At 60.5% G+C, this 18576-nt stretch carries 21 protein-coding genes; 2 read left to right on the top strand and 19 right to left on the bottom strand.

Going from position 1 to position 18576, the window contains the following annotated elements; genetic code table 11:
- Positions 1 to 433: 433 nt before the first annotated feature.
- The 10 genes from ACYZT5_RS33075 to ccmA all read right to left on the bottom strand — a co-directional run bounded on the left by ACYZT5_RS33075 (position 434) and on the right by ccmA (position 7815).
- Positions 434 to 838 (bottom strand): hypothetical protein, encoded by a 405-nt coding sequence (locus ACYZT5_RS33075; RefSeq protein WP_462049026.1) that lies wholly within the window; start codon positions 836 to 838, stop codon positions 434 to 436.
- Positions 839 to 849: 11 nt separating this feature from the next.
- Complete coding sequence (gene ccmI, locus ACYZT5_RS33070; protein ID WP_462049025.1) at positions 850 to 2052, bottom strand: c-type cytochrome biogenesis protein CcmI; 1203 nt, start codon at positions 2050 to 2052, stop codon at positions 850 to 852.
- The gene (locus ACYZT5_RS33065) at positions 2049 to 2519 is read right to left on the bottom strand and encodes a cytochrome c-type biogenesis protein (protein ID WP_462049024.1); all 471 of its coding nucleotides are present in this window, start codon (positions 2517 to 2519) and stop codon (positions 2049 to 2051) included. Before ACYZT5_RS33065 ends, ccmI begins: the two co-directional genes overlap by 4 nt.
- A complete protein-coding gene (locus tag ACYZT5_RS33060) occupies positions 2516 to 3052 on the bottom strand; it encodes a DsbE family thiol:disulfide interchange protein (protein WP_462049023.1) in 537 nt (178 codons plus the stop codon). The genes ACYZT5_RS33065 and ACYZT5_RS33060 overlap by 4 nt, the downstream gene beginning before the upstream one ends.
- Positions 3049 to 5037 carry a heme lyase CcmF/NrfE family subunit gene (locus ACYZT5_RS33055; RefSeq protein WP_462049022.1) on the bottom strand — a complete coding sequence of 663 codons (1989 nt, stop codon included), beginning with the start codon at positions 5035 to 5037 and terminating at the stop codon, positions 3049 to 3051. Before ACYZT5_RS33055 ends, ACYZT5_RS33060 begins: the two co-directional genes overlap by 4 nt.
- 3 nt (positions 5038 to 5040) lie before the next feature.
- Positions 5041 to 5496, bottom strand: a complete 456-nt coding sequence (gene ccmE / locus ACYZT5_RS33050; RefSeq protein ID WP_462049021.1) for a cytochrome c maturation protein CcmE — start codon at positions 5494 to 5496, stop codon at positions 5041 to 5043.
- Positions 5493 to 5669, bottom strand: coding sequence for a heme exporter protein CcmD (gene ccmD / locus ACYZT5_RS33045; protein WP_008145547.1), 177 nt, complete (start codon positions 5667 to 5669; stop codon positions 5493 to 5495). The genes ccmE and ccmD overlap by 4 nt, the downstream gene beginning before the upstream one ends.
- Positions 5666 to 6421, bottom strand: a complete 756-nt coding sequence (locus tag ACYZT5_RS33040) for a heme ABC transporter permease (RefSeq protein ID WP_007946756.1) — start codon at positions 6419 to 6421, stop codon at positions 5666 to 5668. Before ACYZT5_RS33040 ends, ccmD begins: the two co-directional genes overlap by 4 nt.
- 93 nt (positions 6422 to 6514) lie before the next feature.
- Positions 6515 to 7183, bottom strand: coding sequence for a heme exporter protein CcmB (gene ccmB, locus ACYZT5_RS33035; RefSeq protein ID WP_090188533.1), 669 nt, complete (start codon positions 7181 to 7183; stop codon positions 6515 to 6517).
- A complete protein-coding gene (gene ccmA / locus ACYZT5_RS33030; RefSeq protein WP_462049020.1) occupies positions 7180 to 7815 on the bottom strand; it encodes a cytochrome c biogenesis heme-transporting ATPase CcmA in 636 nt (211 codons plus the stop codon). The genes ccmB and ccmA overlap by 4 nt, the downstream gene beginning before the upstream one ends.
- Before the next feature lie 198 nt (positions 7816 to 8013).
- On the opposite strand from ccmA, the gene fliK reads away from it, so the two are divergent.
- Both fliK and ACYZT5_RS33020 read left to right on the top strand, forming a co-directional pair.
- On the top strand, positions 8014 to 9588 hold the full coding sequence (gene fliK, locus ACYZT5_RS33025) for a flagellar hook-length control protein FliK (protein ID WP_462049019.1): 1575 nt from the start codon (positions 8014 to 8016) through the stop codon (positions 9586 to 9588).
- On the top strand, positions 9585 to 9914 hold the full coding sequence (locus tag ACYZT5_RS33020) for an EscU/YscU/HrcU family type III secretion system export apparatus switch protein (protein ID WP_462049018.1): 330 nt from the start codon (positions 9585 to 9587) through the stop codon (positions 9912 to 9914). Before fliK ends, ACYZT5_RS33020 begins: the two co-directional genes overlap by 4 nt.
- A 136-nt stretch (positions 9915 to 10050) precedes the next feature.
- Here ACYZT5_RS33020 and ACYZT5_RS33015 read toward each other — a convergent pair whose 3' ends face one another.
- The 9 genes from ACYZT5_RS33015 to ACYZT5_RS32975 all read right to left on the bottom strand — a co-directional run bounded on the left by ACYZT5_RS33015 (position 10051) and on the right by ACYZT5_RS32975 (position 18565).
- Positions 10051 to 10572, bottom strand: coding sequence for a hypothetical protein (locus ACYZT5_RS33015; RefSeq protein WP_462049017.1), 522 nt, complete (start codon positions 10570 to 10572; stop codon positions 10051 to 10053).
- 257 nt (positions 10573 to 10829) lie between these two features.
- Positions 10830 to 11222, bottom strand: a complete 393-nt coding sequence (locus ACYZT5_RS33010) for a DUF2802 domain-containing protein (protein WP_462049016.1) — start codon at positions 11220 to 11222, stop codon at positions 10830 to 10832.
- A complete protein-coding gene (locus tag ACYZT5_RS33005; RefSeq protein ID WP_131061597.1) occupies positions 11223 to 11708 on the bottom strand; it encodes a chemotaxis protein CheW in 486 nt (161 codons plus the stop codon).
- A gap of 72 nt (positions 11709 to 11780) precedes the next feature.
- Positions 11781 to 12659, bottom strand: coding sequence for a CheW domain-containing protein (locus tag ACYZT5_RS33000; RefSeq protein ID WP_462049015.1), 879 nt, complete (start codon positions 12657 to 12659; stop codon positions 11781 to 11783).
- Between the two features lies 1 nt (position 12660).
- Entirely contained in the window at positions 12661 to 13449 is a 789-nt protein-coding gene (locus ACYZT5_RS32995; RefSeq protein WP_282377508.1) for a ParA family protein, read from the bottom strand.
- A 43-nt stretch (positions 13450 to 13492) separates the two neighbouring features.
- Positions 13493 to 14386, bottom strand: coding sequence for a flagellar motor protein MotD (gene motD / locus ACYZT5_RS32990; protein WP_462049014.1), 894 nt, complete (start codon positions 14384 to 14386; stop codon positions 13493 to 13495).
- A 15-nt stretch (positions 14387 to 14401) separates the two neighbouring features.
- Complete coding sequence (locus tag ACYZT5_RS32985; protein WP_462049013.1) at positions 14402 to 15142, bottom strand: flagellar motor protein; 741 nt, start codon at positions 15140 to 15142, stop codon at positions 14402 to 14404.
- Complete coding sequence (locus tag ACYZT5_RS32980; protein WP_462049012.1) at positions 15142 to 16272, bottom strand: protein-glutamate methylesterase/protein-glutamine glutaminase; 1131 nt, start codon at positions 16270 to 16272, stop codon at positions 15142 to 15144. The genes ACYZT5_RS32985 and ACYZT5_RS32980 overlap by 1 nt, the downstream gene beginning before the upstream one ends.
- Before the next feature lie 49 nt (positions 16273 to 16321).
- Positions 16322 to 18565, bottom strand: coding sequence for a chemotaxis protein CheA (locus ACYZT5_RS32975; protein WP_462049011.1), 2244 nt, complete (start codon positions 18563 to 18565; stop codon positions 16322 to 16324).
- Positions 18566 to 18576 lie beyond the last annotated feature (11 nt).

Genomic DNA, 18576 nt, shown 5'->3' with positions numbered 1-18576 from the left:
TCTCGCTGTTGCTGTTGCTGTTGCCGTAGCCGTTGCTTTGCTTTTGATCTTGATCTGCCCCGTCGGGAGGCCGAGTGGAGGTTCTGCGTAGTGGGCACCGCGGCAAGGATGCCGCGGTAGCCGCCCCCGGCCATGGATGGCCGATGGCGGCGGGCCCACGGAGCAGGACCGGAGCGAGGGCATGCCGAGCCTAGGCAAGGCACCGTACGTCAGGGGCAAGAGCGTTTGGTTACTTGGCGCTTTTCCAAGTGACCCGCTGTAAAAGCGGAACCAATAGCAGCCGTAACAGCAGCAACGGATATGTACACCATCAAAAAACTCGCCACCTGACCCACAGCCTTCGCGAGCAGGCTCGCTCCCACAAGGTTCAGTGGTGGTCCCGTCTCTTTTTCTGCGCCCAAAAAAAAGGCGACCCCGAAAGTCGCCTTTTGCGTTACTGCCCGAATTGCCGTCCCAACCCACCCGGCACGCCATGGATGTCCGTGTCTTCCCATGGCCCGTTCGGACTGATCGACCGGCTCCAGCCGTTATCCCAGCGATAGTAAGTACGCTGGCGATAAAAGGTGTTGGTCTGGTCATCCAGCACATAAACACCGAGCTTCGGGTCCCAATGGCTGTTGCCACCTGGTGGCGGCGCGAAGCTGGCGGAGGTACGTGGCAGCGGTTTGGCGGGCTTGGCCGGAATGCTCGGTTTGCCCGGCGTGGGTGCCGTAGACGGCGTGGGTCTGGGCTGCGAGGGTGGGATCGGCGGCAGCGACGTCGGCTCGGGTCGCTGGACCGCACAAGCGCTTAACCCCAAAACCAGACTGAGCAGGGTGATGCGAGCGATGACGGTCATGGTGGCGTGTCCTATTTATCCGGGCTGTCGATGGTCAATTGTTGCGGCGCGGTGGTGCTGCTGGCCAGAGGCTGGCTGCGACCGATCCATTCGCCGGCAGTCGGTTGGCCGGCGCGGGAGATGCGCGCAACCAGTTGGACTTCAGGGAAGTTCGACAGTTTCAACTGCGGCATCATTGCATCGGCGTCGCCCAGCTCGACGGTCGCTGGCAAGTCGGCCACGGTCAGGCGCTTGGCGGCCAGTGGTGCCGGTGGGCCTGAGGTGGCGCGGGCGAAGATGAATACGCTGTCGCCTGGCTGGACCTTGGCTTTCAGCTCTGGCGCCAGATCCACACGCACCTTGAGCAGCGCCGCAACCTTGGCGGCTGGCGGCTGTGCAACTTTGCCGCCGTTGGCTTCGAGTTTTTCGGTAGCCCGAGTGATGCCACCTTGCAGCGCGGCGCGGGAATTGTCTTCTGGCGGCAGTTGCACCAGCAGGCGATTCCAGTAGTCGATGGCGTCCTGATAACGCTGGCTTTCAAAGGCAGCAATACCGAGCAAGCCAAGGCTGGTGACTTCTTTCGGATCAACTTTCAGGGCTTCATCGGTCAGGGCCTGAACCTTGTCCGACCACTTCTTGCCGTCGGCGAAGTACTGGGCCTGAGCCCATTGGCCCAACAGTTCCGGCTGACGACCGGCCAGGTTCACCGTGCGCTCGAAGATCTTCGCCGCATCGCCAGCACGGTCCTGGGCCATGTAAGTACGACCCAGGAAGTACAAGCCCTCGGCCGAATCCGGTTGAGCGGCGACCGCGCGCTCCAGGCGTCGGGTCATCTCTTCCATCGACTGTGGCGCCTGGGCGAATTCGCGGGTCAGTTCGACCTTGTCGCTGGCGCCAAAATGCAGGTACAGGCCAAGACCCAGCACCGGTACCAGAATCGCCGCCAGCAAGGGCAACGGTTTGCCCAGACGGGACACGCGCGGCGCCTCGACGCCTTCGGTGTCGGCGAGCAATTCACGGGCCGCTTCGGCGCGGCCGGTGTCCATTTGCGCGGCATCGAGAACGCCCTCTTCCTGCTGAGTCTGCAACTCGGCCACGCGCTCCTGATAAAGCGCGACGTTCAGGGCAGTACGATCCTCTTCAAGCTGGGCGCGACGGCCACGCAGAACGGGGATCAGCAGAAAACTCAGGGCAACCAGAAGTAGCAGACCTGCAGCGAGCCAGAAATCAATCATTCTTGGTTTTTATCCAACAGGTGGTCGAGGCGCTCGCGCTCCTCGGCAGAAAGCTCATCCTTGGTGTCAGTGCGTTGCACGCGACGACGGCGGACGATCACGGCGATGATCACAAAACCGCCCAGCAGCAGGCCGGCAGGGCCGAACCAGAGCACAGCAGTCTTGGCGTTCAGAGCAGGTTTGTAGCGGACGAAATCACCGTAGCGGTCGACCATGAAGTCGATGATCTGTTGATTGTCCTTGCCCTCGCCGAGCATGCGAAAAATCTCTTTGCGCAGGTCGGCGGCGATCGGTGCGTTGGAATCGGCGATGTCCTGATTCTGACACTTGGGGCAACGCAGCTCTTTGGTCAGCTCGCGAAAACGCTCACGGTCACTTTCTTTGGCGAACTCGTAGGTGTCGATGGCCGCGTGTGCCACGCCGGCCATGCTCAAACCCAATACCGCGGCGGCTATCCAGCGCTTCATGGCTTGGCCTCATCGACCAGCGCCTGATACTTGGCCGCCAGTTTTTCGCGCCAGACCTGTTCGTCGATCACGCCAACGAACTTGTCGCGGATGATGCCCTTGGCATCAATAAAGAAGGTTTCCGGAGCACCATAAACGCCAAGGTTCAGGCCCAGAGTGCCCTCATCGTCACGGATGTCCAACTGGTACGGATTGTGGAATTCCACCAGCCACTTCAAGGCGTCAGCGTTAACGTCCTTGTAATTGATGCCGTAGATCACCACGCCCTTCTCGGCCAGCTTGTTCAACACCGGGTGCTCGACCCGGCAGGAAATGCACCAGGTGCCCCAGACATTGACCAGCGCTGGCTTACCCAGAATGTCGGCCTTGGTCAGGGTCTTGTCGCCCTGCACGGCCGGCAGGGAAAACTCCGGGAATGGCTTGTCGATCATCGCCGAGGGCAACTCGGCCGGGTCCAGGTACAGACCGCGGTAAAGGAAAACAGCCACCACCAGAAAAATCACCAGAGGCAACAGCATCAACCAACGTCTCATGCCGTGGCTCCCGTCATGCCCAGTGCTTCACGCACACGGCTTTTCACCTTGACCCGGTAACGGCGATCCAGCGCCGCCAGCAACCCGCCCAAACCAGTGAGCAGACCACCGAACCAGATCCAGCGCACGAACGGTTTGACGTGGACGCGAACGGCCCAGGCGCCATCGCCCAACGGTTCGCCAAGTGCGACGTAGAGGTCACGGGTGAAACCGGCGTCGATCCCGGCTTCGGTCATCACCGAGTTCTGCACGGTGTAGAGGCGTTTTTCCGGGTGCAGCACGCTGACTTCCTTGCCGTCGCGGATCACCCGTACGGTGCCCTTGTCGGAGGTGAAGTTCGGGCCTTCGAAGTGCTTGGCGCCTTCGAATACGAAGTGATAACCGGCCAGGTCCATGGACTCGCCCGGCGCCAGGCGCAAGTCGCGCTCGGCACTGTTCTGGCTCGACAACACGACACCGAGGGCACACACGGCGATGCCGAGGTGAGCGACCTGCATGCCCCAATAACTGCGGGTCAGGGTCGGCAGGCCTTTGATCAGGCCTTTGTGGCGAGTCTTGTCGAAGATGTCACGCACGCCGGCCAGCAACACCCAGGCCGCGAGCATGAAGGTCGCGATCACCGCCCAGTTGAAATCGCCGTAAGCGACGCCAGCCACCACCGCCAGCGCGGCGCTGCCGAGCAACACCGGGGTCAGCATGTTGAACAGCCATTTGACCGGGGTGTCCTTCCAGCGCACCAGCATTCCGACCGCCATCACCACCATCAGCAATGCCATCAACGGAATGAACAGCGCGTTGAAGTACGGCGGGCCGACCGACAGCTTGGCGCCGGTCATCGCATCGAGAATCAGCGGATACAACGTTCCCAGCAGGATCATCGAAGCCGCCACCACCAGCACCAGGTTGTTACCCAGCAGCAGGGTTTCCCGGGACCAGAGGCTGAAGCCGACGTGGCTCTTCACCACTGGCGCGCGCAGGGCGAACAGCGTCAGCGAACCACCGACCACAAACAGCAGGAAGATCAGGATGAACACGCCGCGCTCAGGGTCGGACGCAAACGCGTGAACCGACGTCAGCACGCCGGAACGCACGAGGAAGGTCCCCAGCAAGCTTAACGAGAACGCTGCGATGGCCAGCAACACGGTCCAGCTCTTGAACACGCCACGTTTTTCCGTGACCGCCAACGAGTGAATCAGCGCCGTGCCCACCAGCCATGGCATGAAGGAGGCGTTTTCCACCGGATCCCAGAACCACCAGCCACCCCAGCCGAGTTCGTAGTAGGCCCACCACGAACCGAGGGTGATACCGATGCCGAGGAAGGCCCAGGCGACGATGGTCCACGGACGGGACCAGCGCGCCCAAGCGGCATCAAGACGACCGCCCAGCAGTGCCGCAATGGCGAAGGCGAATGCCACCGAGAAACCGACGTAACCCATGTAAAGCATCGGCGGGTGAACGATCAGACCGATGTCTTGTAGCAACGGATTAAGGTCGGCGCCATCGCTGGGCACTTGCGGCAGGATGCGCTTGAACGGGTTGGACGTGAGGATCAGGAACAGCAGGAAACCGGTGCTGATCATGCCCATCACCGCCAGCACGCGAGCGAGCATCACTTGCGGCAATTGTCGGGAGAACACCGATACCGCGAAGGTCCAGCCGCCGAGGATCAACGCCCAGAGCAGCAACGACCCTTCGTGAGCGCCCCACACCGCGCTGAACTTGTAGTACCACGGCAAGGCGCTGTTGGAGTTACTGGCGACGTAGGCGACGGAGAAATCGTCGGCCATGAAGGCGTAAGTCAGGCAACCGAAGGCGAACAGCAGAAACGCGAACTGCCCCCAGGCGGCCGGTTGGGCCAGGCTCATCCACAAGCGGTCACCGCGCCAGGCGCCGAGCAACGGCACGATGGCCTGAACCAGCGCGAAACACAGCGCCAGAATCATGGCCAGATGGCCGAGTTCAGGAATATAGAGTCCGGACGTCATCGATCAACCCTCCTTCGCGGGCGTTGGGGCAGATTGACCGCTGTCTTTCAAAGCCTTGGTCACTTCCGGCGGCATGTACTTTTCATCGTGCTTGGCCAGCACTTCGTCGGCCACCACCACGCCCTCGGTGTTGAGCTTGCCCAGGGCAACAATGCCCTGCCCTTCGCGGAACAGGTCCGGAAGGATGCCGCGGTAGCTGATGGTCACGGATTTGTTGAAGTCGGTGACGATGAATTTCACGTCCAGCGAATCGCCGGAACGTTGCAGCGAACCTTTTTCGACCATGCCGCCCGCGCGGATACGTGTGTCTTGCGGGGCTTCGCCGTTGGCGATCTGGGTCGGGGTGTAAAACAGATTGATGTTCTGCTGCAGGGCGCTCAGGGCCAGGCCGACAGCAGCGCCGACACCGACCAGGATCGCGAGAATGATGGTAAGACGCTTTTTGCGCAGCGGATTCACTTGCCGTTCTCCCGGCGCAGACGACGCGCCTCTTGTTGCAGATACCGCTTGCGGGCCAGGATCGGCGCCGCCACGTTGAGGGCCAGCACCGCCAGGCAGATGCCATAGGCTGACCAGACATACAGGGCATGATGGCCCATGGCGAGGAAGTCGCCAAATGAAGCAAAACTCATCGCGCGGCCTCCAGACTGTTCTGCACTTCGGCCTTGACCCAACTGGCGCGGGCTTCGCGCTTGAGCACTTCAAGGCGCATGCGCAGAAGCAGCACCGCGCCAAAGAAACAGTAGAAACCCAGCACCGTCAGCAGCAGTGGCAGCCACATTTCGGCCGGCATCGCCGGTTTTTCGGTGAGGGTGAACGTCGCGCCCTGGTGCAGGGTGTTCCACCACTCCACCGAGTATTTGATGATCGGGATATTGATCACGCCGACAATCGCCAATACCGCACAGGCCTTGGCGGCACTGTCACGATTGCTGATGGCGTTGCCCAGCGCAATGAGACCGAAGTACAGAAACAGCAGAATAAGCATGGACGTTAGTCGTGCATCCCAGACCCACCACGAACCCCAGGTCGGTTTGCCCCAGATCGCCCCGGTGACCAGCGCCACGGCGGTCATCCAGGCACCGATGGGCGCCGCGCATTGCAGGGCGACGTCGGCCAGCTTCATCTTCCACACCAGCCCGACGATGCCGCACACGGCCAGCATCACGTAGCAGGACTGCGCCAGCATGGCAGCTGGAACGTGGATATAGATGATGCGAAAGCTGTTGCCTTGCTGGTAGTCCGGCGGCGCGAAGGCCAGGCCCCACACTACGCCAACGCCAATCAGCAGCAACGCCGCGACGCTCAGCCACGGCAGCAGTTTGCCACTGATGCCGTAAAACCATTTGGGCGAGCCGAGCTTATGAAACCAAGTCCAGTTCATTACTGTTTCCATCACGGTTGCTGCTCGTGTCACGAGCAGTCAGGGTCTGCTTTTCTTTAAAAGAAGTGGTTAAAAAACAACCAGACCTCATTATTATTCGCCGACGCTGATCTTCAGGCCAGCAGCTATTGCAAAAGGTGTCAGGGTTATCGCAAGGGCGGTCAGGCTACCAAGCCACAGGAGATAACCGGTCGCCGGCATGCCTTGCAATGCCGCCTGCAAGGCGCCACTGCCGAGAATCAACACCGGGATGTACAACGGCAGAATCAGCAGCGCCAGCAACAGGCCGCCGCGCTTCAATCCCACCGTCAGGGCCGCGCCCACCGCACCGAGCAGGCTCAGCACCGGTGTACCCAGCAATAAAGAAAGCAGCAACACCGGCAGACAGGCGGTTGGTAAACCGAGCATCAATGCCAACAGTGGAGCGAGCAAAACCAGTGCCAAGCCAGAGAAGGCCCAGTGTGCCAGTACCTTGGCCAAAACCAGAAGAGGCAGGGGGTGCGACGAAAGGACCCACTGTTCAAGCGATCCGTCTTCGAAATCACTGCGGAAAAGCCCGTCCAGCGAGAGCAAAACCGATAAAAGCGCTGCCACCCAGACCAGTCCCGGAGACAAGGTTTGCAACAATTGAGACTCGGGGCCGACCGCCAACGGGAACAGGGAAACGACGATCGCGAAGAATACAAGCGGATTGGCCAGTTCCGCAGGACGGCGGAACAGCAAACGGGCCTCACGGGCGACCAACAGGCCGAAAACACTCATACGGCCCAGTTCCCCAGATCAATGTCGCGATAGCCTGCCGGCATCCGGGTCAGCGTGTGATGGGTGGTCAGAATGACCATACCGCCGCGCTCGCAGTGCGCAGCCAGGTGTTCTTCAAGTTGCGCCACGCCTTGTTTATCGAGCGCGGTGAACGGCTCATCGAGGATCCACAGCGGCGGGCTTTCCAGGTACAACCGCGCCAACGCTACCCGGCGTTGCTGCCCGGCAGACAGCGTGTGGCAGGGAACATCCTCGAAACCGCGCAATCCGACGGCAGTCAGCGCTTGCCAGATCGCCTCATGGGAGGCCGGTTGATGCAGGGCGCAAAGCCAGCTCAGATTCTCTTCCGGCGTCAGCAGATCCTTGATCCCGGCGGCATGGCCAATCCACAGCAGGTTGCGCGCCAGTTCAAAGCGTTGCTCGTTCAGTGGCCGGCCATTGAGCAACACTTGACCGGCGGTCGGCTGCATCAGGCCGCAAAGCAGACGTAAAAGGCTGGTCTTGCCGCTGCCGTTGGGGCCGCTGATTTGCAACATTTCGCCACTGGCCAGTCTCAATTCGAGATTTTCGAAGAGCAGCCGAAGGTCTCGCTCACAAGCAAGGGCAACGGTTTGCAGGACTGGACTGGTCAAGAGATAACGGGCCTTTACGGTTCAAGTCGGCAGCGGAGCGGCCGCTAAAGAGATGCAGGATAAATGCATTGACGGCCCGTTCTAAGGAGCCAGATCAAGCTTTTGCAAATGTTTTCAGCGCTCTGGTTGCAACGGGGCCGCATTATACATGCCATGCCTTCCTCTCAAGAGGGCAATTTCCTCAGGTTGTGACCGCGTATGACAGGCGAAATGAACATCCTCCCGCTTCCGCAGACCACTTCCGCGACTTCGCGGCCGCTGGTGGTGAGCGGCGATTTACTCAAGCTGCTGACGCCAATGGAGGGCCTGATCACTGCCGGTCAGACCGCCAAGGCCGAAGTGCTGTCGCTCAAGCAGGCGGATCAGACCTTTCAACTGTTGCTCAAGGTCACTCTCGACAGCGGCCGTCAGACCACGGTCCAGGCCACCAGCACCCAACCGCTGCCTCAGGGCACCAGCCTGGCGATCACCCAGCCGTCGGCGGGTAATCTGGCCGTCACCGTGCAACAGGCCATCGCCTCCAGCGTTGCCACCCTCACCCGTATCGACACCGCGCAACTGCCCGTTGGCACCCTGCTGCAAGGCAAAGTGCTGACCTCCCAGGTGTTGCCACAGGTGCCGGGGCAGCCGACGGTGTTTCGCTCGATGGTGAGCTTGCTCAACACTGCGTTGAGCGGCAGCACCCTGAGTATCGACAGCCCGACGCCGCTGCGCATCGGCACCTTGCTCAGCGCGTTGGTGCAGGACACTCAGACGCTGAAGTTCGTGCCGTTGAGCAGTCGCCAGGAGCAATTGGCGGTGAGCCATCAACTGGCCAGCCAACAGAGCCGCCAGGGTTCGCTGGATGGCCTGCTCAAACTCCTGCAAAACCTGCCGTCTTCGAATCAGACGTCCAGTGATCTGCGCGCGGCCGTCGACACGTTGTTCGCCGGCCTGCCCGATGTTCAACAACTCAGCACGCCAAAGGGGCTGGCCCAGGCACTGGCCAATAGCGGGCTGTTCCTTGAAGCCAAACTGCTCAGCGGTCAGAACCCGACGCTGGCCCCGGACATGAAAGGCGATCTGCTCAAGCTGATCGCACAATTGACGCCAGGCCTGCCGGCCAACACCAATCTCAACGCGATCATTGCCGCCAACACACTGGCCCAAGCCATGCCGAACTTCGTGCGCAGTGCCCTCGGCATGCTCGGTCAGGTCAGCGCCAAACCGCAGCCCACCAGCTTCCCGCTGCCCGAGCGCCTGCTACAAAGCATGGACGGCGAAGGCGATCTCGAGCACTTGCTGCGTTTGGCCGCAGCGGCAGTTTCGCGCCTGCAAAGCCATCAACTGTCGAGCCTGGAACAGACCGGCCTCACTGACGACGGTCGGCTGATGAGCACCTGGCAGCTGGAAATCCCGATGCGCAATCTGCAGGACATCGTGCCGTTGCAAGTCAAGTTCCAGCGCGAAGAAGCCCCCGAGAAAGAACAACCAAAAGAACGCAATGAAGAACGTCCCCCGAAACAACAACTCTGGCGGGTCGAGTTAGCGTTTGATATGGAGCCTTTAGGCCCGCTGCAGATTCAGGCGCAACTGATCAAAGGCAGCTTGTCCAGCCAGCTCTGGGCCGAACGGCCTTACACCGCCAGCCTGATCGAAAGCAATCTGGCCGGACTGCGCGAACGCTTGCTGGCGTCCGGCCTGAATGTCGGCGATCTGGATTGCCATCTCGGCACACCCCCCCAAGGCCCTCAAACCCGTCTCGAACAACGCTGGGTCGACGAAACCGCATGAATAACCCCAACACCCCGCGCCAGGCCATTGCCCTCAAATACGACGGCAGCCACGCCCCTACCCTCACGGCCAAAGGTGACGAAGCACTGGCCGAAGCCATTCTGAAGATTGCCCGCGATTATGAAGTACCCATCTACGAAAACGCCGAGCTGGTGAGACTGCTGGCGCGGATGGAATTGGGGGAGAGTATTCCGGAGGAGTTGTATCGCACGATTGCCGAGATTATTGCGTTTGCGTGGAATTTGAAGGGTAGGTTTCCTGAGGGGCAGGATCCGGATGCGCCGATGGTAGAGAAAGACATCACCGATCGCGGCGACGACTACTGATCATTCCCACGCTCTGCGTGGGAATGCAGCCCGTGACGCTCCGCGTCACATTCAACAGCGGAACGCGGAGCGTCCCAAGAGGCATTCCCACGCAGACGGTTCGACGCCTCGACGTGGGAACGATCTTTGGTAGGCGTCAGTCCTTGTCCAACTTGCTCATCAACTCCGCCGCCGTCACGCTATCGGACTTGAAAAAGCACAAAAGCCTTAGACTGCGACCCACAATCAAACCATTGATAAGGCCAGCCCCCAGTGCTGACCATGCCACTACCGATACTTCATTGGCCAGTTCCGGGTGCATGGCCGCTTGGTAACCGCTGTAGTAACGCCAGGCAAAAAAACACCAATAAACAACTAGTACTTTGACCGAGCCACCCAGCACCAAATGATCGCCATCGCGTTCGACGTCTTGGTACGAATAGAAACGCAGTGCCACAAGCCACCCGGCAAATAATCCCAACGCGTAAACTGAAAACGGAATTGCAATGCCCTGCGAGAACTTTAAGGACGCCAGCGAAATGGCGACGAATATCATCGGCGTTATCTGCAACGACCTTTTCGATTCATGATTTTTAAAGCACGCAATGGCGCCGTAATACGTCACTACAAAAAAAACTGCATAAACCCATAGTGGTGTTCCGAGCAAAATATCGAGCATAAAAAGCCTTGGAATAAGAATTTGCTTTCGACTGCGGACGGGCAAATCCAATCGATGATGAGTGGTTACACAGTTCAAGTTAGCGACGAGGGACAACTCTCGCAAGTCGGCGGAATCCGGAAAAGTTGTAGGCAGCGGACTAAGACAGGATTTGAGGGGATGAAGGATGGGGCGAACGCAGGGATGACTACTGGGGGTTTGAGGACGCAATCGCGAGCAGGGTACTGATCGTTCCCACGCTCTGCGTGGGAACGATCTCAGTTCTTATGCAACTTACGCATCAACTCCGCCTCAGCCTGGGTCAACCCGCAGGACTGAGTCAGTTCATCAACACTCGCGCCCATCCCGACCAGTCGCGCCGCCTGGGCAAACGACAAGCTCGACGGATCGCGCTGTTCCAGCTGAGCCAGTTTGTCCGGTAACGGACCGACCACCGCGCGCAGTTCGTGCAGGTCTTCACCCATTCGCACGTTGCCGCTCTGGTAGTCCTCGACACGCCGGGCCAGGTCCTTGATGCGCTGATCGCGTAGCGCATCGCCCTGGGCCTGTTGCGCAGCGATCAGTCGTTGGCCTCGTATGTACGCCAGAAACATCGCCAGCGTGCCTGCCCAAAAGAGGAACAGGACAATGACCGCCACCTCAAGAATCAATCAGATGTTCTCCAGGTCCGACCATTCTTCTTCGCTCATCATCTTGTCCAGCTCGACCAGAATCAGCAGTTCGTTGTTCTTGTTGCACACGCCTTGAATGAACTTGGCGGATTCTTCGTTACCGACGTTCGGCGCGGTTTCGATTTCCGACTGACGCAGGTAAACCACTTCGGCCACGCTGTCGACCATGATCCCGACCACTTGCTTGTCGGCTTCGATGATGACGATACGGGTGTTGTCGCTGATCTCGGCATTCATCAGGCCGAAGCGCTGACGGGTGTCGATGACGGTGACCACGTTACCGCGCAGGTTGATGATGCCCAGCACGTAGCTCGGGGCACCCGGGACCGGGGCGATTTCGGTGTAGCGCAGGACTTCCTGAACGCGCATCACGTTGATGCCGTAAGTTTCATTGTCCAGCTTGAAGGTCACCCATTGCAGGATCGGATCTTCGGAACCCTTTGCAGACGACGCCTTATCATTCATACCCTGACCCCTCGAAAAACCGCCCTAGCGGTGTATGTTCTGTGCGACGGCAGTCACTGCCGTCACGTGTTTTTATGTCGGTTTGTGCGCTGGTTTAACGCTACCCATGTGCTTTGCCCCGCCGCTGGCGATCAACTCGGCCAGTGCGGAAACATCGAGCAACGCACACATGTGTTCAATCACAGTGCCCGCCAGCCATGGCCGTTGACCACGGTGGCTGCGCCATTTGATTTCGTTCGGGTCCAGGCGCAACGAACGGCTGACCTGATGCACCGCCAGCCCCCACTCGTAGCCCTGAACCGAAATAACGTATTGCAGGCCCTGACGGAAATCGTCGCGGTAGCGGTCAGGCATGACCCAACGCGCGGTGTCCAATACCTTCAGGTTGCCGGCCTGGCTCGGCAGAATCCCGAGGAACCATTCCGGCTGACCGAACAGCGGCGTCAGCTCGTGACCGGCCAACGAATAAATCGAGCCCAGGCACACCAGCGGTACCGCCAGGGTCAGCCCGGCGACGTCGAACAACAGGCATTCGAACGGTTCGGCGGCCCAGGACGGGCGACCATCGGTTTCCACCGGTGGCGGCGTGTTGCTCGGCGGCAAGTGGACTTCGACCACCGGCGGCACCAGGGCTTGCAGCAGCGGTGCGATAGTCGATACAGGCGCCAGAACCGGTGCCGGTGCTTCTTCGATCACAACAGGTGCTTTCATCACCGGTGCTACCACTGGCGCTACTGTCGGCGCGGCGACCACGGCGGGTTTCTGCGCATCACGAGCCTGCTCTTCAAGCACCGCCGCCTGGAATTCGTCCAGAGCAGCTTCAACCTCCACAACCTCGGGCAACGCCTCGATTTGCGGCGGCAACTCTTCGGTCGCCTCCATCAGCAAGCTGTCCAGATAAGACTGGAGCGCGAGTTGCGGGCGCGAGGTGATTTTTACCGGGCGGTTCATCTCACGCCACCTGCGGGACAAGTTGTGCTGCCAGCAAATGCTTGAGCAGTGCGCGGTAGGCGAGAACCCCACGGCTTTTGCCGTCGAATTGCGAAGGCGTCACGCCGGCCCGGCTCGCATCACGCAAGCGGGTGTCGACGGGGATGTAGCCCTGCCAGATTTCTTCCGGGTACTTGTCGCGCAACACCCGCAGAGTGCCGAGGGAAGCCTGCGTGCGGCGGTCGAACAGGGTCGGCACGATGCTGAAGGGCAACGCCTGTTTGCGTGAACGATTGATCATCGCCAGGGTGTTGACCATGCGCTCCAGGCCTTTGACCGCCAAGTGCTCGGTCTGCACCGGAATCACCAATTGCTGGCTCGCCGCCAAGGCATTGACCATCAGCAAACCGAGCAACGGCGGGCTGTCGATCACGGCGTAATCGAAGTCCTGCCAAAGTTGCGCCAGGCTCTTGGCAATCACCAGGCCCAAGCCACTCTGACCCGGCGACTGGCGCTCGAGGGTCGCGAGTGCGGTGCTCGATGGCAGGAGGGAAATACGCTCGTGGCTGGTGGGCAATAACAACTGACCGGGCAAGCCTTGCGGCACACTGCCCTTGTGCAGGAACAGGTCGTAGCTGCTGTGTTCCAGGCTGTCGGGGTCGTAACCGAAGTAGCTGGTCATGGAGCCGTGAGGATCGAGATCGACCACGACCACGCGCTTGCCCGCCTCGGCCAGTAAACCGGCTAAAGCGATAGAGGAAGTGGTTTTACCGACACCACCCTTTTGATTGGCGACTGCCCAGACTCTCATTCGGATTGTTCCTCCCGGTCGAAATGGTCGACCGAGAAATAGCTCAACGTATTAATGCGGGTGACGGAGAATTGACGGCGCTCTCTCGTCCCGGCGACTTGACCGGGGTCGGTGCAGTTTGTGTGCCAGCACGCTTCAACGCGGCATCCGGATGCGCATTGGCCGTTCCGGTACCGGTGAGACTGCGGCGTACATCGAGATTTCGTGACACCACCAGCACGACCCGACGGTTACGCGCCCGACCCTCGGCAGTCGCGTTGTTGGCCACTGGCTGGAACTCGCCGTAACCCACCGACGCCAGACGACCAGGGTTCACCCCCTGCATCGCCAGCATGCGCACGATGCTCGCCGAACGGGCCGAGGACAGCTCCCAGTTGGTCGGGTATTGCGCGGTGCGGATCGGTTGATCGTCAGTGAAGCCTTCAACATGAATCGGGTTGTCGAACGGCTTCAGAATCGCGGCGACCTTGTCGATGATGTTGAACGCGATGTCACTGGGCATGGCGTCGCCACTGCCGAACAACAGGCTGGAGTTGAGTTCGATCTCGACCCACAGCTCATTGCCGCGCACGGTCATCTGATTGGAGCTGATCAGGTCGCCGAACGCGGCGCTGATATCGTCGGCGATGCTTTTGAGCGGATCGTTGGCCGCTTGGGCGATGCCGGCGTCGATCTGCTCGCTGTCTTTTACCAGCGGCTTGGCCGGGGTGACGGTCTTCGGTCGCTCGTCGCCGATCGGGATTGGCTTGAGGGCTCGGTCGGAGTCGGTAAAGACCCCGATCAACGCTTCGGAAATGACCTTGTACTTGCCTTCGTTGATCGAAGAGATCGAGTACATCACCACGAAGAAAGCGAACAGCAAGGTGATGAAGTCGGCGTACGAAACCAGCCAACGCTCATGGTTTACATGTTCTTCAGGTTGGCGACGACGTGCCATAGTCCATTACCCCCATCAGTCCATGAAGCCCTGAAGCTTCAACTCAATAGAGCGAGGGTTTTCACCTTCGGCGATCGACAGAATGCCTTCCAACAACATTTCGCGATAACGCGACTGCCGCAAAGCGACGGACTTGAGTTTGGCGGCAATCGGCAGCAGCACCAGGTTGGCACTGGCCACGCCGTAGATGGTTGCGACGAAGGCCACGGCAATGCCGCTACCCAGTTGCGATGGATCGGCCAGGTTGCCCATCACGTGGATCAAGCCCATCACCGCACCGATGATGCCGATGGTCGGCGCGTAGCCGCCCATGCTTTCGAAGACTTTGGCGGCTTCGATGTCGCGGCTTTCCTGGGTGTAGAAATCCACTTCCAGGATGCTGCGAATCGCTTCCGGCTCCGCGCCGTCCACCAGCAGTTGCAGGCCTTTGCGGGAGTAGTTGTCGGGTTCGGCGTCGGCCACCCCTTCCAGGCCGAGCAGGCCTTCCTTGCGTGCGATCAGGCTCCAGTTGACGACGCGATCGACGCCACCGGCCAGATCCACGCGAGGTGGAAACAGGATCCAGGCCAGAATCTGCATGGCGCGTTTGAAAGCGCTCATCGGCGCCTGCAGCAGCGCCGCACCGATGGTCCCACCGAGTACGATCAACGCCGCCGGGCCGTTGGCCAGCGCGCCGAGGTGACCGCCTTCAAGGTAGTTGCCGCCAATGATGGCGACAAACGCCATGATGATCCCGATAAGGCTTAAAACATCCATCAGATACAAGCCTCGACCAGATGCTTGCCAATATCGTCCAGGCCGTACACCGCGTCGGCGAGTTCGGCTTTGACGATGGCCATTGGCATGCCGTAGATCACGCAGCTGGCTTCATCCTGAGCCCAGATCGAGCTGCCGCCCTGCTTGAGCAGACGCGCGCCTTCACGACCATCGGCACCCATGCCGGTCAGCACGACCGCCAGAACTTTGTCACCGTAAGACTTGGCCGCGGAACCGAAGGTGATGTCCACGCACGGCTTGTAGTTCAGACGTTCGTCGCCCGGGAGGATTTTCACCGCGCCACGGCCGTCGATCATCATTTGCTTGCCACCCGGCGCCAGCAACGCCAGGCCCGGACGCAGGATGTCGCCATCCTCGGCTTCCTTGACGCTGATGCGGCAGAGCTTGTCCAGACGTTCGGCGAAGGCCTTGGTGAAGGCGGCCGGCATGTGCTGGATCAATACGATGGGTGCGGGGAAGTTGGCCGGCAATTGGGTCAGAACCCGCTGCAAGGCAACCGGGCCGCCAGTGGACGTACCGATGGCGACCAGTTTGTAGGCTTTGCGTTTCGGCGTTGGCGACGACGAGGCTGGCGCGTGGGTACGCGTCGGAATCGGAGCCGGTGCCGGACGCGCAGGCGCGCTGCTGCCGTAGCTGCTGACGCTGGCAGGTGCAGGCGTCGGGGCGGGTGCGGCGACAGGTGCCGGAGCGCTGTAGGTGTTGGCGCGACGGTTACTGCGCGAGATGCTGAGAATCTTCTCGCACAGCAGTTGCTTGACCTTCTCCGGGTTACGGGAGATGTCTTCGAAATTCTTCGGCAGGAAATCCACCGCGCCGGCGTCCAGCGCGTCGAGAGTTACCCGAGCGCCTTCGTGGGTCAGCGAGGAGAACATCAACACCGGGGTCGGGCAGCGCTGCATGATGTGCCGCACCGCCGTGATGCCATCCATCATCGGCATCTCGTAGTCCATGGTGATCACGTCTGGCTTGAGGGCCAGCGCCTGATCAATCGCCTCTTTTCCGTTGGTCGCCGTGCCGACGACCTGGATATTGGGATCCGTTGAAAGAATTTCCGAGACGCGGCGGCGGAAAAACCCCGAATCGTCCACCACCAGGACTTTAACTGCCATAAACACTCCGTTAGACGGAGCGAGGCTCAGTCGCCCCGCCCCACCAGAATCAAATACGCCGTGCGGCGTAACGCTTGAGCATGCTGGGTACATCGAGAATCAGCGCAATGCGGCCGTCACCGGTGATGGTGGCGCCGGACATGCCCGGGGTTCCCTGAAGCATTTTGCCCAATGGCTTGATGACCACCTCTTCCTGGCCCACCAGTTGATCGACGACAAAGCCGATCCGCTGCGTGCCCACCGAAAGGATCACCACATGGCCCTCGCGCTGCTCTTCGTGAGCGGCGGAGCTGACCAGCCAGCGTTTGAGGTAGAACAATGGCAGTGCCTTGTCCCGCACGATCACCACTTCCTGGCCGTCCACCACGTTGGTGCGCGACAGGTCGAGGTGGAAAATCTCGTTGACGTTCACCAGCGGGAACGCAAACGCCTGGTTGCCGAGCATGACCATCAGCGTCGGCATGATCGCCAGGGTCAACGGGACCTTGATGACGATCTTCGAGCCCTGGCCCTTGGTCGAGTAGATGTTGATCGAACCGTTGAGCTGGGAAATCTTGGTTTTCACCACGTCCATGCCCACGCCACGACCCGATACGTCAGAGATCTCGGTTTTGGTCGAGAACCCTGGCGCAAAAATCAGGTTGTAGCACTCGGTGTCGCTCAAGCGATCCGCCGCGTCCTTGTCCATCACACCGCGTTTTACCGCGATGGAGCGCAGGACGTTCGGGTCCATGCCTTTGCCGTCATCGGAGATCGACAGCAGGATGTGGTCGCCTTCCTGTTCCGCCGCGAGGATGACCTTGCCGCCGCGGGACTTGCCCGACGCTTCGCGTTCTTCCGGCGACTCGATGCCGTGGTCGACCGCGTTGCGTACCAAGTGGACCAGCGGGTCGGCCAGGGCCTCGACGAGGTTCTTGTCGAGATCGGTTTCTTCGCCGACCAACTCCAGGTTGATTTCTTTCTTGAGCTGGCGAGCCAGGTCGCGAACCAGACGCGGGAAGCGCCCGAAGACTTTCTTGATCGGTTGCATCCGGGTCTTCATGACCGCGGTTTGCAGGTCGGCCGTGACCACGTCGAGGTTCGACACGGCTTTGGACATGGCTTCGTCGCCGCTGTTGAGGCCCAGACGGACCAAGCGGTTACGCACCAGTACCAACTCGCCGACCATGTTCATGATTTCGTCGAGACGCGCGGTATCGACCCGCACGGTGGTCTCGGCTTCGCTGGCCGGTTTTTCCGCCGGTGGCGCGGCCGGGGCACGAGCCGGAGCCGGTGCAGCAGCAACAGGCTTCGGCGCTTCGGCTTTAGGCTCGGGCGCTTTGGCGACGGGTTTCAGTGCAACAGCCTTGGCAACTGGCGCCGCAACCGAAGCGCTGGCACCCGACGCGGTGCCGACTTCAGTGAACTTGCCTTTGCCGTGCAATTCGTCGAGCAGCGATTCGAACTCATGATCGGAGATCAGATCGCTGCCAGCCGCTTTAGCGATTGGCGCAGCCGGGACAGGAGCCGCAGCAATGGCCGATTCCAGCGCATCAACGGCAAAGTTGCCCTTGCCGTGCAACTGATCGAGCAGTGCTTCGAACTCGTCGTCGGTGATATCGGAGCTGTCGCCTGCCGCTTTCGGGGCAGCCGGTGCGGCTGGCGCCGGGGCTACCGCATCGACGGCGAACTGGCCTTTGCCGTGCAACTGATCGAGCAACGACTCGAACTCGGCATCGGTGATTTCGTCGCTGGCAGCGGCATTACTCGCTGGCAACGGAGCAGCCGCCGGGGCCTCGGCCTGCGCCTTGACGGCGTTCAGCGAGTCCAGCAATTGCTCGAATTCGTTATCGGTGATGTCGCCCGTCTCGCTGTCAGCAGCCGGTGTTTGGACCACGTCGGCAACCGGTGCGGCTTCTTCAGTTTGCGGCTCGGCCAGACGGGCCAGAGCTGCCAGCAATTCAGGCGTGGCAGCCGTGATCGGGCTGCGCTCGCGGACTTCGGTGAACATGCTGTTCACCGCATCCAGCGCTTCAAGAACCACGTCCATCAATTCCGAGTCGACGCGACGTTCACCCTTGCGCAGGATGTCGAACACGTTCTCGGCGATGTGACAGCACTCCACCAGCTCGTTGAGCTGGAGGAAGCCGGCGCCCCCTTTTACAGTGTGAAAACCGCGAAAAATTGCATTGAGCAAGTCCGCATCATCGGGTCGGCTTTCAAGCTCGACCAGCTGTTCGGACAGTTGCTCTAGAATCTCGCCGGCCTCAACCAGGAAATCCTGAAGGATCTCTTCATCGGCGCCGAAGCTCATTAAGGGGGTGC

Source organism: Pseudomonas sp. LB3P14, from assembly GCF_054898045.1.
This window is presented reverse-complemented; position numbering and strand designations above follow the sequence as displayed.